The 17,340-nt window shown below is 53.1% G+C and carries 10 protein-coding genes and 1 riboswitch; of the genes, 1 reads left to right on the forward strand and 9 read right to left on the reverse strand.

The genetic code is table 11. From position 1 onward, the window contains the following. From V5J77_RS15685 to V5J77_RS15720, 8 genes are all read right to left on the reverse strand, one after another. Complete coding sequence (locus tag V5J77_RS15685; protein WP_338551776.1) at positions 1–1,251, reverse strand: bifunctional 3,4-dihydroxy-2-butanone-4-phosphate synthase/GTP cyclohydrolase II; 1,251 nt, start codon at positions 1,249–1,251, stop codon at positions 1–3. 53 nt (positions 1,252–1,304) lie between these two features. After that, the gene (gene ribE / locus V5J77_RS15690) at positions 1,305–1,994 is read right to left on the reverse strand and encodes a riboflavin synthase (RefSeq protein ID WP_338551777.1); all 690 of its coding nucleotides are present in this window, start codon (positions 1,992–1,994) and stop codon (positions 1,305–1,307) included. A gap of 15 nt (positions 1,995–2,009) precedes the next feature. After that, entirely contained in the window at positions 2,010–3,116 is a 1,107-nt protein-coding gene (ribD, locus tag V5J77_RS15695; RefSeq protein WP_338556844.1) for a bifunctional diaminohydroxyphosphoribosylaminopyrimidine deaminase/5-amino-6-(5-phosphoribosylamino)uracil reductase RibD, read from the reverse strand. 155 nt (positions 3,117–3,271) lie between these two features. After that, positions 3,272–3,481: riboswitch (FMN riboswitch) on the reverse strand. 194 nt (positions 3,482–3,675) lie between these two features. After that, positions 3,676–4,107 (reverse strand): peptidylprolyl isomerase, encoded by a 432-nt coding sequence (locus tag V5J77_RS15700; protein ID WP_338551778.1) that lies wholly within the window; start codon positions 4,105–4,107, stop codon positions 3,676–3,678. A gap of 56 nt (positions 4,108–4,163) precedes the next feature. Beyond that, positions 4,164–5,495: a diaminopimelate decarboxylase gene (gene lysA / locus V5J77_RS15705; RefSeq protein ID WP_338551779.1), complete on the reverse strand. Its 1,332-nt coding sequence runs from the start codon at positions 5,493–5,495 to the stop codon at positions 4,164–4,166. Between the two features lie 116 nt (positions 5,496–5,611). Next, on the reverse strand, positions 5,612–7,441 hold the full coding sequence (locus V5J77_RS15710) for a spore germination protein (RefSeq protein WP_338551780.1): 1,830 nt from the start codon (positions 7,439–7,441) through the stop codon (positions 5,612–5,614). Positions 7,442–7,496: 55 nt separating this feature from the next. Further along, positions 7,497–7,925, reverse strand: coding sequence for a stage V sporulation protein AB (locus tag V5J77_RS15715; RefSeq protein WP_338551781.1), 429 nt, complete (start codon positions 7,923–7,925; stop codon positions 7,497–7,499). Continuing rightward, entirely contained in the window at positions 7,918–8,568 is a 651-nt protein-coding gene (locus V5J77_RS15720) for a stage V sporulation protein AA (protein WP_338551782.1), read from the reverse strand. Before V5J77_RS15720 ends, V5J77_RS15715 begins: the two co-directional genes overlap by 8 nt. 305 nt (positions 8,569–8,873) lie before the next feature. Between V5J77_RS15720 and fabZ the strand changes: the two genes are divergently transcribed. Further along, positions 8,874–9,299, forward strand: a complete 426-nt coding sequence (gene fabZ / locus V5J77_RS15725; protein WP_338551783.1) for a 3-hydroxyacyl-ACP dehydratase FabZ — start codon at positions 8,874–8,876, stop codon at positions 9,297–9,299. A gap of 219 nt (positions 9,300–9,518) precedes the next feature. Here fabZ and V5J77_RS15730 read toward each other — a convergent pair whose 3' ends face one another. Continuing rightward, positions 9,519–17,333, reverse strand: coding sequence for an SDR family NAD(P)-dependent oxidoreductase (locus V5J77_RS15730; protein WP_338551784.1), 7,815 nt, complete (start codon positions 17,331–17,333; stop codon positions 9,519–9,521). Positions 17,334–17,340: the final 7 nt, after the last annotated feature.

A 17,340-nucleotide genomic window follows, 5' to 3' on the forward strand; every position in this document is an offset into this window, starting at 1 on the left:
TTATTGTTGTTCTTGATTTTGATCCGTAAAATGAAACAGATGGCCGAGCTTCGCTTGCTTGGTCCGCAAATAACGGTCATTGTCCTTATTCGCTTCCATTTGAATCGGCACACGCTCAGTAACTTCCAGCCCATACCCTTCCAGCCCTTTAATTTTTCGCGGGTTGTTGGTGAGCAGGCGCATTTTGCGAATGCCGAGATCGCGCAAAATTTGTGCTCCAATGCCGTAGTCGCGCAAGTCCGGCGCAAACCCAAGCTGCAAATTAGCATCGACCGTATCGAGCCCCTGCTCCTGAAGCACATAAGCCTTGAGCTTGTTGATTAGGCCGATTCCGCGCCCTTCTTGGCGCATATAGAGCAGTACGCCATTGCCGGCCTCCTCAATCTGCATCAGCGCTGCCGCAAGCTGCGGTCCGCAATCACAGCGATGCGAATGGAATACATCACCCGTCAAGCATTCCGAGTGCACGCGCACTAGCAGCGGAATTTCTGGATCAATCTCGCCTTTTACAAAAGCGACATGCTCCTTGCCATCTACCTCATTCGTAAAACCAATCGCTTTAAAATTACCGAAATCCGTTGGCATATTAACCTCGACGACACGCTCAACGAGCTTTTCCTTCGCATTACGGTATACAATCAGCTCTTGAATCGTAATAAGCTTGAGATCATGCTCATGCTTAAACTCAACCAAATCCGGCAATCTTGCCATTGTGCCATCTTCATTAATAACTTCGCAAATGACCGCTGCTGGCTCTGAACCGCACATAAGAGCCAGATCAATCCCCGCCTCTGTATGGCCTGCCCGTCTGAGCACACCGCCATCCTTCGCAATTAGCGGAAAAATGTGACCCGGCTTGCGGAAATCCGTTGCCTTCGTATTCGGGTCAATGAGCGACTTGACCGTCTCGGAGCGCTCATGCGCAGAGATGCCGGTCGTTGTCGAAATATGGTCAACGGAAACGGTAAATGCCGTGCCATGAAAATCTGTATTGCGCGCTACCATCGGCGGCAGCTCAAGCTGCTCCGCCCGCTCTGCGGTAATCGGAACGCACACTAGCCCGCGCGCCTTCGTAATCATAAAATTGATCACTTCAGGCGTCGCCATTGAGGCCAGCGCAATGAGGTCGCCTTCATTTTCACGATCTTCATCATCTACAACGATAACGGGCTTGCCAAGCAGCAAATCCTCCAGTGCCTCCTCAATCGTATTAAACAATGATTTCTCCAAAGGCTGATCCTGCTGTCCCATAAAGCTTCCCTCCCTGATCGTTCACCACTTCAACTAAAAACATCTATTCTTATTTACATAAATCCATTTTCACTTAAAAAAGCATAGCTCAGCTTCGCTCCGTCTGCCTTGCCAGCTTTACTGCCGGAAGTCGCGCAAGCCTCGCGAGCTGGCTTGAAATGCAGCAAATGCTCCACATATTTGCCGATGATATCGCATTCGATATTTACGGAATCGCCTATGCGCTTATCCAGCAAAGCCGTTTCGCCAAGCGTATGCGGAATGACCGACACTGAGAAGCCAGCATCATTCGTGTCGACAACGGTTAGGCTGATGCCGTCAATTGTGATGGAGCCTTTAGGAATGACATATTTCAGTGTTGCCGCATCGTTCAGCTTAATGCTGAATATAACGGCATTGGCGTCGGTTGCCCTTTTTGTGATCGTACCTGTGCCGTCAATATGTCCTTGCACCATATGGCCGCCAAAACGCCCTCCAGCCAGCATCGCACGCTCCAGGTTGACCTGTTCACCGGGCTTTAGCTGGTGAAGATTAGAGCGCCGATATGTCTCCGGCATCACATCCGCGTCAAAGGTGCTCCCTGTAAAGGAGATGACCGTCAGACACACGCCGTTTACGGCTATGCTGTCGCCCAGCGCCACACCCTCAAGCACGCGGGAGGCGGCAATTGTCAATACCATAGCCTCGCCCTGCTGGACCACTCGCTTCAGCTTGCCGACTTCTTCAATCAGACCCGTAAACACGGCTAACCCTCCTCTCTAAACAGGACGGTAGACCGGGTAGCCGCTTATGCAAATATCAGCTCCCGCTTGCTCGACCTGTGTGCGCTCAAGCTCAATAGCCTGCGCCATTTTTTCAAAGCCTTCAAAATCAAAGGTGCCGGGAGCCGCTGCTCCGCCAATGATTTTGGTTGCCATATAAATCATGATTTTGTCGATGAGTCCTGCTGTTAGCATGGCGCCATTGAGCTTGCCTCCGCCCTCCAGCAAAATTGACCCTATTTCCAGCTCGCCAAGCTTTCTCATCGCCTCCGCCAAATCAACCTGCTCTCCCGTGCCTGCCCGAATGAGCTCGACGCCAGCAGCCAGCAGCTCTTGCGCTTTGACGTCATCCGCCTGCTCAGTTGCAATAACAATCGTTCTTGCCGTCCGATCCGTAACTACGCGCGCGGTGAGCGGCAGCTTGAGACTGCTGTCGATGACAATCCGCACCGGATGCAGCGCTGGAACGTCCGCTCTTGTTGTGAGCTGCGGATCATCAGCTAGCACTGTGCCGATACCGACCATGATGCCCATATGCTGATGGCGCAGCGTATGCACCTGCTCCCTTGCAGCACTGCCCGTTACCCATCTGCTGTCGCCGGTGCGGGAAGCGATTTTCCCATCGAGTGTACTCGCTGTCTTAAGGGTGACAAACGGCAGCTTCGTAGTAATATATTTATTAAACTTTTCATTCATTTGGTTGGAGCGTTCCCCTAGAAGCCCCACCTCAACCTCTATGCCGCATTCCTTCAGCCGTTCAAGACCCCGCCCGGCTACCTGCGGATTCGGATCTGTCGTGGCTACGACTACCCTTGCCACCTTGGCATCAATAAGGCGCTCGCAGCAAGGCGGCGTCTTGCCAAAATGACTGCAAGGCTCAAGCGTCACGTAGGCTGTAGCGCCCTCCGCCTCTTCGCCCGCCATTTGCAAGGCATGTACCTCAGCGTGCCCCGTTCCCCGCTTGAGATGCGTTCCAATGCCGATAATGCGGCCGTCTTTTACAACGACGCAGCCAACGATTGGATTAATATCCGTCTGTCCAGCCGCCTTCTCTGCCATATCCAGCGCTAAGCTCATATAATAGCTGTCATTCAAAATATCCATCAACGCAAAAAACCTCCATTAGCAACATAGCCAACGGAGATGAGAGTTTATCTTAGAGACCCGCTTTCAAGTACACAAATAATCGTTTTTAACAGACCTAATTACCCAGCGAAAAAAAAGCGCAGGCAAATAAGCATGAAATCACGCCTTGAAAGTGTCTCCTTCTCCCATCCAGACTGTACTGTCGGTCCCGGAATTGCACCAGGTCAGCCGCATACAACAGCTCATGCGCTCACACGCTCTGAAATCATTGTATACGGGTCACGGACTGACAGGCAGCACATCTGTCGCTTCATCGTTCCAAGCGCTTAGACAGCCTCCTGATCACCGCCGGTTGGGAATTTCACCCGACCCCGAAGGAAAGCCACTGTATTATATTTTTTAAAAATGTTCACTTACTTTTAAAATGTAACTCTGAAGAAATGTTACCACCGCAAAATTGAAAAAGCAAGAGCTTTCGATTCTGCTTCTCAATTAGCAGCTGTTAGGGTGTATTTTTTATAAAAAAACCGTTTATTTTTCCGACGAATCGAAAAAACAAACGGCCCTCCCGCAACGATTAAACCGTTACGACTTCAACTTTTTCCATTTTTTCGCCTTGGCGGAACGTATCAACATGCTCCATGCCTTTAGCTACCTTGCCAAATACCGTGTGTCCGCCATCCAAATGCGGCTGTGGCGCATAGCCGATATAGAACTGGCTTCCACCTGTGTTGCGTCCAGCATGTGCCATTGCAAGCGATCCGCGCTCATGCTTGTTCGGGTTGATTTCACAATTAATGGTGTAACCAGGACCGCCTGTACCATTTCCAGTAGGACAACCGCCTTGAGCAACGAAGCCCGGAATTACGCGGTGGAAAGTCAAACCATTATAAAAACCATCGTTTGCAAGCTTCTCGAAGTTTGCAACTGTGTTAGGCGCATCTTGATCAAAAAGGTCAATAATAACCTCTGCTCCGTTTGCCATTGTAATTTTCGCTTGTTTTGCCATCTATTAAACATCTACCTTTCTATATCCGAATAAGACTACGTTACCAAATTTAACCCTTATTTCGCAAGGGCTGTTTTGCGAAGTCTTGCCGGAAGCAAGTCATTGCCGACAATATTGTCCAAAGATTCACGCTGAACGACAAGATCAGACTGACCATCTTTGACAAATACGACAGCTGGACGGCGGAAACGGTTATAGTTGCTCGCCATCGAATAATTATAAGCGCCTGTGCAAAATACTGCAAGCAGATCGCCGCTGTTTGCTTTAGGCAATTCCAGATCAATAATGAGCTTGTCGCCGCTTTCGCAAGCTTTGCCCGCTACGGTAACCGTCTCTTCGTTTGCCTCGTTCGCACGATTTGCAAGCACCGCTTCATATACAGATTGATAAAGCGCAGGGCGCGGGTTATCCATCATGCCGCCATCAACCGCAATATATTTGCGTACGCCTGGAATTTCCTTGCTCGTTCCAACTGTATAAAGCGTTGTGCCTGCATCGCCAACGATGCTGCGGCCCGGCTCAACCCAAATTTCAGGAAGCGGGAATTCCGCTGCCGTAAAGCTGGAAATGAGCGTATCCGTAATCGCTGCCACGTATTGAGCAACTGGAAGCGGGGAATCTCCATCTACATAACGGATGCCGAAGCCGCCGCCAAGGTTGATCACCTTGAACGTCAAGCCAAGGTCCTGGCGAATTTCAATGGCAAACGCCGACATTTTTTCAACAGCCATCTTAAAGCCGTCTACTTCAAAAATTTGCGAGCCGATGTGGGAATGAACGCCAAGCACTTCCAGATTGGACAGCTCCATCGCTTCCTTAATCGCCAGTTTAGCCGCGCCATTCGTCAAGTCGAAGCCGAACTTGGAATCTTGTTGCCCTGTGGAAATATAGTCATGCGTATGCGCCTCAACACCCGGCGTAATCCGCAGCAAAATTTTAACCGTCAAGCCTTTGTCCTTCGCCAGCGCATTAAGCACTTTAAGCTCAGTAGAATTATCTACTACGAAGCAGCCGATGCCTGCATCAAGCGCCATATTAATTTCATCCGGCGATTTATTGTTGCCGTGGAAATGAATACGCGCTGCTGGGAAGCCCGCTTTCAGCGCTGTATGAAGCTCTCCGTCGGAAACGACGTCCAGCGACAGGTTTTCCTGTTCGGCAAGCGCACACATTGCCATTGTGCTGAATGCTTTGCTTGCGTAGGCCACTTGAAATTGCAGGCCGGATTTTTGAAAAGCGGTCACGTATTCATTTGCACGCTGACGCACAAGCGCCTCATCTACAATATATAGCGGCGTACCATATTCTTTTGCCAGCTCCGTTACGTCACAGCCGCCGATTTCCAAATGCCCCTGAGCATTAACTTTGCTCGTTCCATGCAAGTACATTGTTATTATTCCTCCATATGTGAATAGATTCGATTTACACCAATAGCAACAGTATATCGCAATCTACCCGCAAGCGTAATGGATAATTTAACAAGTCATTTGCATTATTTACGGCTTTACTCCGTTTCGGGCATTTTATCTAGCTGCTGGGGCCGCAGCAGATTGGGCCGCTTGCGGTTTTGCAGCACCGGTGTCCGGAAAATGATATTCATCATCGCCCGGAAATCAAACGGAATGAACGGCCACATGTAAGGACGATTGAACGAACGCTCCATGCACAAAAACAGCAGGATAACCGTCGTTCCGACAATGAAGCCCGGCACCTGAAAGGCAGCAACAAGCGTAATTAGCACAAGCCTGACAATGCGGTTCGCCAGCCCCAGCTCATAGCTCGGCGTCGCAAACATTCCAATGGCCGCAACCGACATATACAAAATGACCTCATTGACGAAAATGCCCGTCTGAACCGCAATATCGCCAATGAGAATAGCTGATACGAGCGACATTGCCGTCGCCAGCGAAGTTGGCGTATGCACGGAGGCGAGCCGCAGCAGATCGACGCCGACCTCCGCCAATAAAAATTGTACGAGCAGCGGCAGCTTGCCTGTTTTCGATGGTCCGAGAAACTCCAGCGCCTGCGGCTTCAGCTCTGGATGGATAACGAACAGCAGCCAGAGCGGCAGCAGAAAAAGCGAGGCGAAAATGCCAATAAACCGCACCCAGCGCAAATAGGTGCCGATAAACGGCGTCTGGCGATTTTCCTCGGCATGCTGTACGAGATCGAAATACGTCGTCGGCAAAATCATGACGCTGGGCGAGGTATCCACGAAGACGACAACTGCCCCTTCAAGCAAATGTGAGGCTACGACGTCTGGTCGCTCCGAATAACGGACGAGCGGAAATGGGCTCCAGCCTCGTTTGACGGTCGCCTCCTCCAGCTGCTTGTCGGCAAGCGGAATGCCGTCAACCTTGACCATCGAAATTTTTTCCTTAATGGATTTAAGCAATTCCTTATCTACCAAATCAGCAACATAGGCGATACATACATCCGTCTGTGTTCGCTCGCCGATCTGCATCAGCTCGTATCGCAGCTGCGGATCACGCAGCCTTCGTCTGACCAGTGAAACATTCATCATCAGCGTTTCGACGAAGCCGTCGCGGCTGCCTCGGACGACCCGCTCCAGGCTTGGCTCGTCAGGCGAACGTGCCGGGAAGTTTTTGGCGTCAATAAGCAGCGCCGTCGCCTCCTTGTCGATGAACAGCGCCGTTCCGCCAGAGAGGATGCCCGTCAGCAGCTTATTCCAATCCTGCTCGGACTTGACCTGAGAGGCTGGCACATACATATCGAGAAAGGCATGCAACGCATCGGAGGACAAATCATCCGGCTGCAAGTAGGTCAGCCGCTTCAGCACTTCTGTTTGCAGCGTATCCTTTGCCAGACCATTCATAAACACGAACGCGACCCGCCGCTCGCCGAATATCATTTCCCGTACGACAACATCGAAGCTGCTGCCGTAGCCAAGCTCATTTTTTAGCCGCTCCAATACATCATCCAATTCCGAAGGAATACGCTCCTCGCGACCATCCTGCCCTCGCTCTTTGCCTTGCGACTTCCCTCCTCCCTGCGATTGCCGCTGTCCCTGCCTGCTGCCTTGCGCTTTAGAACGGGCATGCAGCGGCTGATCGTGGCCATTCTGCCCTTCCTCCCTTTTTTGCTGGTGATCGCTTCTACTCTCCGCGTGCGGGTTCTCCTTATTTCCGTCAACAAGCTGCTTGGCATGAATAAATCCCTTCACCTGCCGCCAGCCTCGCTCACTTTTACCGGAAGAATGCTTCTCCCTGCCCGCTTCGGTGTCCTGCTCATTTTCCAGCTTCATCATGCCAGGAATGCTCGCCTGCCTATAATCTTGACCCGGTTCATTGTGCTGCTCCTGATCCTTATCCATCTTCTTCCCTCACCTCAGTTCTCCAGCATAACCCTGCTCATTCCCTACCATTTCCCTACCATTGATACCAAAGCCAGTCCAGCAGCGAACCAAGTGTCTTCCCAAGCACCATCGCCATCACAAGGCCAACTAAATAGTCCGATAGATGGATGCGTTTGGCGAGAATGGGAAACACATTCAATACTTCCGTCAGCGCCGCCGCAAGCAAGCCGACGAATATGCCATTGAGCAGCCCGACAGCGATTTGTGACGTAATGCCCGCAAGCGAAAGCTTCCAATTAAAAAAATCTGCAAATGTCCAATAAACCGCACCGCTTATTACCGCCGTTTCAAACCAAATGGACATGCTGTAGGCATAGGCAATTTGGGCTAATCGCGGAATAAGATCCAGCACGGTTAGCAGCGCCACCAGTCCGCTGCCTACCGCAAGCCCTCCCGATAAGCCCAGCATAACAATAAAAGCATGAATCGGAAGGTCAAGCATCGTCCTCACTCCGAGCGGTTTGGCGATCATTTTTTTTACGCATCTCGTCAGCGATCACATAGGCGTTCACATTTTCCTGGTAGGTGAACAGCTCTACTTCAAGCGGATTCGGCTCTTCATTGAATCTTTTTCGGAACAGATGGTTGAAAAACAGCACCATGCCAAGCCCAATGCCGAAGGAATATGGAATTTGAAACCAAAGCGGATGCTCATTATGCTCTCCGGTAATCAGCTCGACGATTCGAATATGGACCTCCTTCATGCTGACATCCGTATGGAAGTTCATAATCGCCAGTCCTGCGCCGAAAAACAGCAGCAGCCATGAAAAAATAAGCAGCGGAATGCGCGGCTTTGGCGGCTTATCCGCAATCATAACCAGCACTTGGGGATCACCATAGGCTTCAATAGTCAAACTAGGCTCCAGCTCGCGCAGCCGGCTGACAATTTGCAGCAGATCGATGACGACGCGGTTGCCGTCCGGCTTGCTGTGACGATATAGAACGATTTGGCCCAGACGCCGTTCCTGCTCTTCGGACTCGCCAAGCAGCCTCGCCGCCTGCCCAAGCGTCACTTCCTTCTCGGGACGTATCCCAATTCGCTTGCGCAAACGCAAATAGAGAGGCTGCCGCTGCGTCGTATCCATCCGTCATCAGTCCTTTATCTGTACTTTGGGTTCGTTTCCCTTTTAGTATGAGAAAAACAGGAATCAGATAGTCACGCCGCAGCAGGTAAAAACAAGAAAAAAGGGGCGATCCCAAAAGTAGTTTTTAACTACCTTGTGATGCCCCTGCCGCTTTGAATTTTCAATGTGATAAAAAAAAGCGAGAGCCACCCGCTGTCGGGCGTGAACGCGGGCCTGTCCTCACTGATGCCTTCTTTTCTCCTCTTGTGAATGCTATAATACTTATATACATTACCAAATATGGTAAAAAAGGAGGGTGTCTGTTCATGAACGCGAGCCAAATTCTCGAAACGCTGCCGCATCGTTATCCGTTCCTGCTTGTCGATCGAATTGAATCGGTAGAAGAAGGTCACAAGGCAGTGGGGATCAAAAATGTCAGCATCAACGAAATGTTTTTCCAAGGACATTTCCCAGAATTTCCGGTGATGCCGGGGGTGCTGATCATCGAGGCGATGGCACAGGTTGGGGGCGTCGCGATGTTGAGCGTGCCGGACTTTAAAGGAAAGATCGCCTTCTTGGCAGGGATTGACGGTGCTCGCTTCCGCCGCCAAGTCTTTCCAGGCGACCAACTGCGCATCGAGGTCTCCATTACGAAGCTCAAAGGCGTCATCGGCAAAGGACAGGCCGTTGTTTATGTCGAAGGCGAGCTGGCCGCTGAAGCGGAATTGACCTTCGCGATCAAAAAAGACTAGGACGTGTCTGCGAAGGCTGAGAAAAGCAAATTTTGCCGAATTACCGTTCCATGAAGGCGCGCTTGTGAAGGCGTACCTAGGGAACGCCCCATCCCAAACGAAACGAAGCAGAGGACAAACAGGCGGTGAATAGAGCCACTAAACGGAAATTCAGACCCATCTTCATTTTGAAGACAAAAAAGGGATGCTCACGCGGGTCGTGAGAATCCCTTTTTGGCGTTATGAAGTGGTTCCGACGCAGCTGCGATGCTCGTGGGCAAACGATACAAGAAACGTCGCGTCCGGCCCGGATGCGGAGTAGAGCTCTTGGCAGAAGGCAAGGATCGAAGCAGCTGCTTTTGGTTCCGATAGCAGCATCATGTGGTTCGACGAGTCAATGTCGTATAGGTGGAAATCTTCAATCTGACGTTCAAATTCGGACCAATAATCCCCTTGATCGAACACGGGGCTCGTCTTGACTTTAAAGTACGGTTCCAGTGCCCCGAGGAACGTACCGCTTTTGTTGCGGAAGAAATAGGCGCTGACCTCTTGCGGATTGGTCATCGGCAAAATAGTAAATCCGCTGCGGTCGATCGCTTCCTGCACATCAGAACTACTCTGAATCATCGTGAACAGGTAGTCATCCGTGCGCTTGTAGCCGCGCTCGCGAGCCAGGGTCAGCAACTGCTGGGAATATTCCTCATCCGAGAGCGTCGGGTCCAGATCATCACGGTGAATCAATGTAGTCGGTATCTTCTCCGGCTCGTGCTGAATCTCGGTAAGCAAGGACATGTTGACCGATTGCAAGATCGCGGTTTTTCTATTAAACATCGCTTCCGGCAAAATGGTCTTGGTGTAGATTTTGTCCGAATACAAGGTGTCGAGGAACACGATGGAGTTTACCTTCTGCCCCAGCTCCTGCAACTGACGAGCCACTTCGTAGGCGAGGAGTCCGCCGAGCGAATAGCCGCCGAGATCATACGGCCCTTCTGGCTGCACGCTTTGAATGATGTGCACGTAGTACGCGGACATCGCGTATATGCCTCGAATCGGGGCACGGTTGCTCATCCACCCACGCGCTTTAATGCCGTAGAAGGGTCTGCTGCTCACTTTGGCGATCATCGAGTAAATGCCGACGCCGCCTGCCGTCCCGTGCATCCAGAAAATCGGACAGCCTTCCGTAGCTTGGTTCAGCAGGACAAGCTCCGGGAACTGCGACAAGCTGGTCTGCACAGGCTTGTGGGCCGGCGGTGCTGCAAGCGGTGCTTGCGTCGTTGCAATAGTCTGGCTCACAATTTCCGCTTTCGGCTGCGCCTTGGTCACCCCATTGGGGACCAGCTCCCGCATCAGATCTTCCATTGATTTGCATTCGCTCAGCTTGACGAAGGAGAAGGACGGGTCGATTTGCGTTTGTATTTGCTGCAGCAACTGCATGAACAGAATCGAGTCGAACCCGTAGTGGTCGAGCGGCTTGTCCACCTTAAGCTCCGCAGGCGTGAGCCCCACGAGTTCGGAAATTATGCCGATGACTCGCTCCCGCAGATCCTCCGCAATGGCGGGGGCCTGTTCCTCCGAGCCGGGAACCGCCCCGGAAGCAGAAGCTGCAGCAACTGCTGGCAGACTCTGCGTTGTCAGCGCTCTTCTTGCTATTGCCGGGGCGGTCAGCCAGCAGCGGCGGCGCTCAAACGGATAGGTTGGCAAGGAGATGCGACGGGCGGACGCTCTGCCTTGCAGCGCCTCCCAAGGAATTTTGCCACCTTTCGCCCAGAACAGAGCTAGCTTTCCAAGATTACCCTCTGCCAGCAAGGCTCGAAGAACGCTCTCTCCATTGATCACGGCCAAAATATCATGGAGCTCGGAATGAGACTCGTTCAGGTCGCCGAGATAGAGCGCGATAGGAGCGTCGCCTTTTTTCAAATAGCCTCGCAAACCTTGCATCATCTCGTCGCAGCTTTGTGCCACCATCGCAAGTCGCGCCTCCATCTCGTCTCGGCCGACTTGCAGCGTGTGCGCGATGTCATGCAGCTTCAAGCTGTCATCGGCTTCGAGGAACGCCAGCAGTTGTGCGGCAACGTCGGCAAGACGCTCGCGATTTTTCGCGGAGAGGACGATGATCTGCGGCGCATCTGTCGGTTCGTGATCGACCCCCTCTGGCTTTGCCGGGATGTATTCTTCGACCACAAGATGCGCGTTTGTGCCGCTGATGCCAGTTGTGCTGACTGCACCGAGGCGCGGGCGCTCATCGGCCGTGGTCCATGATCTGTTCTTGGTATAAATCACAAACGGGGTGTCTGTCAGGTTGATGTAGTCGTTGCTTGACTCATAGTTGTGCAAAGCCGGAATTATCTTCTCTTTCATCGCCATCAGCATAGAGATCAAGCTGACGACGCCGGATGCAGCGAATGTATGCCCGATCAACGGCTTGATCGAGCCGAGCGCACAATATTGCGATTGATCGGTGTGTCTGCGAAAAGCGTTAATGAGCGCCTGTACCTCTAAGGGGTCTCCCAATCGGGAACCGACGCTGTGAGAGAGCACATATTGGATGTCAGCCGGGTTGATGCCGAAGCGCTTGTAGACTTGATGAAGCAGCTCAGCTTGGCTCGCAGGGCTCGGCGCGGTGATGCCGTTCGTCTGGCCATCATAATTGACAGCGCTGCCCTTAATGCAGCCGTAGATTTGATCACCATCCTCCAGCGCTTTGCTCAGCGGTTTGAGTACGACGACAGCTACCGCTTCGCTCGGCACCAGACCATTTGCACGCCCGTCAAACACAAAGCAGGTGCCATCCGGGGAGAGCATGTCGAGCTTGCCCATGCCGTTGTGGATCACTGGCGAGATCAACAGGCTGACACCGCCGGCTAGCGCCATGTCGCATTCGCCTTGGCGCAGAGCTTGGCAGGCTTGGTGAATCGCGACGAGTCCGGACGAGCAGGCGGCGGTGATCGCCATGTTCGGGCCCTTGAGGTTGAGCGCATAGGAGATGCGGGCCGCGAGCGTGGCGTTCTGGTTACTGTTCAGCGGACTGTCCTCTCCGGCCAAAAACCCGTACTCGCCCTCTTCCACCCCGACATAGACGCCGCAGGCGGCTCCACGAATGCACTCACCCATATAGCCGGCATCCTCCAGTGCATGCCATGCTTCCTGCAGGAACATGCGCTGCTTCGGATCAATGTACTCCGCCTCTTTGGGCGAGATTTTAAAAAACAAGGGATCGAAGCGGTCAACGTCCGGGACAAATCCGCCCCATTTGCCCGTCCCCTTCTCTTCCCGCCAGTCCCAGCGTTCAGACGGGACAACCGTGATTGCTTCCTTCCCATCTCGGATGTTTTTCCATAGCTCCTGCACGTTGCTCGCCTGCGGGAATTTGCCGCTGATCCCGACAATCGCAATCGGTTCCTGCCCACTGCACACGGCTGCTCCGGCGGCGAATCGAGCCTTGTCGATCTTATTGCGCGAAGGGCGCTTGGACAGGCTGCTGACGATTGGAGTGACAGGTGCTGCCGCAATCGCTACTGCGGATTCGACTTGCTCTTGATAGAAGTCGCGCAGGGCCTCCCCATGCGTGGCCGCATAAAACTGGGTTATAGCTCTGATTGTGGAATGATCAAAGAACAAGGCGGGTGTCACGGCAATGCTGTAGCGTTGCGACAGAAAACCGGCAAACTCGGCCAAGCTGATTGAATCAAATCCAAAATCGGCCAATATTTCATCGACATTCAATTTGGTGGGCGGAATTTTGAGAACGGAGCTGATCTGCTCCTTGAGATCCCACTCCACACACTGTTCAAGCGTCAATCCCTTCATCTCCGGACGTCTTCCCTTGCCTGAAGAGGTGCTGCTGCCGGAATGCACTGGCACCGGAGTGGGCACCGCCGACTTCGCGAGGCCCAGCATGTGTTCGATGCGACTAGGCTGACCGACCATCACAAGATGCTGAGTGCGGTTCTGCGACACAATGCGGTCAAAAATCGCAAGGCCCTCTTCCACTTCCAAGAAGCGTTGACCGCTGGTCTTGAAGTAGGCTTCCGTGTTTTCCTTCTTCTCAAAATGCATCCCCCCCGCTTTCCAAAGCGGCCAGTTGATGACGAATGTTGTCCCTTTGCGCAGCTCGCCATAGGACATTTGGAAGCGGTTGGAAATTGAATAGTCGCAAGAGCCAAAGTCTCCGATGATCGCCGACGAAGAGGAGAAGTAGCAGGTAAAATCAAGTTCCGGCTCTCCTTGCAGCAGCTCGTCGAGCAGAAGCGTTCCTCTAACCTTCGGGTCGAGCACTTGCTGGAACCTGCGGTCATCCTTGTCGAGAATGCTCTCGGCTCCGACGAGGCCGGCAGCATGCAGGACGCCGTGAATACGGCCGAACCTTGACCGGGCTTCTGCAAGCCCCTCCTCCATACGCGTGCGATCACAGACATCTGCTTGCAGATAGAAGACGTGGCTGTCTCGTTTTTCAAGCGCTTCAATCTTCGCCTGTTTGGCAGCATCAAGCGCAGAGCGCCCGGTCAAAATCAGATTGACCGGGTGCTTGCCAGCCAGATGCTCGGCGAACAGGTAGCCCAGACCGCCCAGACCGCCGGTGATCAGGTAAGTGCCGCCCGATTTTAGCAAGGTGGATGAGCCTGCTTGAATGCGGGTCGGCTGCACCTTGCAAACGTGACGCTTGCCGTTTTGGTAGAGGACGCTTTCGATTTTGGAAGCACGGAGCTCGTTTAGAAGAAGATGCATGTTCTCCTGCAAAGAAACGGCCTCCGCTTCTTGTATCACGACAGCCGCTCGGGTATCTGGAAGCACCAAGCCCAAGGAGCGCTCAAAACCGATCCATGATTCAAGGAACGCACGCTCGGTCGCATTTCGGTGCTGACCGACGAGCAGCAGCCTCTTGGCTTTAAGCTTCGTCGTCGCTAGAGCCTGTACGATGTCGAGGATCGGCTTCATGTCCTCTACGAGCGACGCGTCTTCAAGCGGCCAAAGGTATAGCAAGGCATCAACTTCCCCCTGCTGTTCTTGAACGCTGCGAAGTGCCTGCTGGCATGAAGTTCCCTGCGCGCAGAAAAGAACCTGCGTCTGCGGGCTTAGCGCCCGCACCGCTTCCATGACCACACGCTGAGCCTCCACATTCGAGAGGAAGCAGAGCAGCGTGTTTAAGCTGGACGGTGCGTGGCTGTTGCTGAGTTGTTCTTGCCAGATCTCCTCAAAGGTCATCAAAACAAACGGCTCGGTGGATGTAATAACCGCTTGAGGACGGTTATTTTGCGTTAACATACCGCTGATTTGTAAACAAATAATGCCTTGTTCGTCGCAAAACGTGAAGTTGCCTTCGTCTGCCACAACCCACATGGAAGCCGGACAAGGGGCATAGATTACGACTTCTTGCAAGGTGACAGGCAAACTGCCTTGCAGCACGCCATCCAGCAAGTGCGGATGGAGCAGAAACTCCGAAGGCACCATCGGCAGCGTGACGCGTGCGCCTCGCTCCCGCAAGGTGAACGCATCGAGGAGCGGCGCTTCGTCCTCTATCAGCACGGCGCTTCCTGATGCGTACAGCTCTTCCTCGTCATTGTAAATCTCAAAGGGGATCTCGCCATTAGCGGCCATGTACAGTGCAATATGCACCTGCAGCCCGTCTGCACCTACTGTGAGCGGCGACCCCCAGACGATTTTTTGCAAACGAAGGCGGGTACAGCCTTCGTTCTCAGCGCAGGAAGCCTGTTCCACAGCTGCTCGCGCCATCTCCAATTGGACGAATTCCGGCACCAACTGATCGCGAAGAAAGGTCTCCTCGCCGGACAAGAAGGTGCTGTAGCGCATTTCGTTCAGGTTTGACGTGTTGCGATGAAGCAGCGGATGCAAGGCATTGACGGCAGATTTCCCCTTCCTGCCGAAGCCTATCTGCACGCTTTCATACGCAGGCAACGGGTAGCGCTCTTTCGCAAACGAATAGGTCGGCAGTCCAGTCAGTCGCTTGACCGCCCCCGCCGGGTAGAGCCCTTCCCAGTCGATCCGATTGCCATTGACCCACAGTTCTGCTACCGTCGTGAGCTTGCAGTTGTGCAGCAGGCTGAGCAGGAACGCTTGCCCCTCTTCGGTGTCGGCCAGATTGATCCCGTTGACGCTGCCGTTTTTACTGACGGTGCCCACGAAGACTTCCCCAGACTTGCCAGACCCTGCTAGGTAGCGTTCAAGCTGGCCGATCAACTGGCCCCGGTCTTTGACAACGATAGCAAGCCGTTGTGACATGCTCTCTCTCGCCACTTGGTAGGTATACAGGAAGTCGGAAAGCGAGACGTCCTGGTGAGAGCGGAGGTAGCGAAGTGCGGCATCGGCATTGGCTTGCAGAGATTCTGCACTGTGGGCCGACAGTACAAACAGACCAGGCATCGCTTCGTTGATCGCCGGTGAAACCGCACGCGACGCATGGGGATAGTCCTCGATTACTACATGCGCATTCGTGCCGCTGTAGCCGAACGAGTTGACGGCAGCCAGTCGCTTGCCTTTTCGGTTTGGCGTCCACTCGCGACGAGCTGTGTTGACATAGACCGGGCTGTTGGCAAAGTCGATATGCTTGTTGCCCTGTGCATACTGGATGGAGGGCGGCATCTCTCCATGCTTCATGCTCATTAAGACTTTAATTATGCCCAGCACGCCTGCAGCAGCCGTCGTGTGACCAATGTTTGCCTTGAGCGAACCGATTCCGCAGAAGCCTTTCTGAGTCGTGAACTTGCGGAAGGTGTTGTTGAGGGCGTGAATCTCAATGGGATCGCCCAGCTTGGTGCCTGTGCCATGCGCTTCGATGTATTGAATGTCTTCCACGTCGATCTCATACTTGCGGTAGATCGTTTCTTGCAGCTGGCTCTGCGCAAGGAAGCTCGGCGCGGTGATGCCGGAGGTCTGGCCGTCTTGGTTGGTGCCACTGCCTCGGATGAGACCATAAATGTGGTCGTTATCCCGCTCGGCATCGCGTAGACGCTTGAGAATCAAGACCCCGACGCCGTCGCCGACGACGATGCCGTTCGCTCCATCATCAAACGGACGGCACTCGCCACTGGGTGACAGCATCCCGGCGTTGTGCATGGAGATGAACGAGCCTGGATGGCTGTAGACCGTAATTCCGCCCGCGATGGCGAGATTGATCTCCCCGCTCTTTAACTGCTGGCAGGCAAGGTCGACCGCCACCATCGAAGAGGAGCAAGCCGTGTTCACCGCCAGCGCCGGCCCTTTCAGATCCAAATAGTACGCCATACGGGCTGCTAGAATGCTGATGTCATATCCGAGCATGGAATAATGGGAAAAATCTTGAGCGAGCGCCGACGAACCCGCCGTTCCAATAAAGGTCCCGACGGGCTGCCCGCGCAGCTGCGTCGGAGTATAGCCGGCATCTTCTAAAGATTTGTACGCTTCTTCCAGCAAAATACGCTGGGTGACATCCATCTTCTCAGCTTCGATGGCCGAGATGTTAAAAAAGAGCGGGTCAAAGCAGTCGATGTCGGCCATCATGCCATAGTTGATCGGAAACGGATTGGACGAATGCTCTTGGATGTACTCCAGCTGCTTCGGATCGCTCATTTCGCTAATGCATTTTTTTCCGTCGCGAATCAGGTTCCAGAATTCTTCTTGATTGCTCGCCCCTGCACTTCGAACGGACAGACCAATGATGGCGATCTCATCAGACTTGGCCCGTGCATCGCTAACTAGCGGAGTAGTTGCTGATTTCGTTGCTAGTGTAGGTGCTGGTGCTGGTGTCGGTGATAGCGTCGGCATTGGTCCCGATATCGTCGGCTGTGCTTGTTTTGCAGGTTGTACGAGGGTATGGAGCTGCTTTTCCATGTAAACCGCCAGTGACTCAAGTTCTGCACATTCAAATACGATGCTGGTCGGCAGGCTGAGGTCGAACCGGATGTTGATTGCTTCGAGCAGTTCAACGGCATTGAGTGATCCGATCCCCAGTTCCTTTAATGTATCCGTTTGCTCCAGTTCGGTACGTTCCAAACCCAAGGTCTGTTCGAATATCTCGAATAGGATCTCTTTGATCTCCGTTCTGGTCATCCCGTAACTCATGCTCCCT

It is taken from the genome of Paenibacillus sp. KS-LC4, assembly GCF_036894955.1.
Lineage (GTDB): Bacteria > Bacillota > Bacilli > Paenibacillales > Paenibacillaceae > Pristimantibacillus.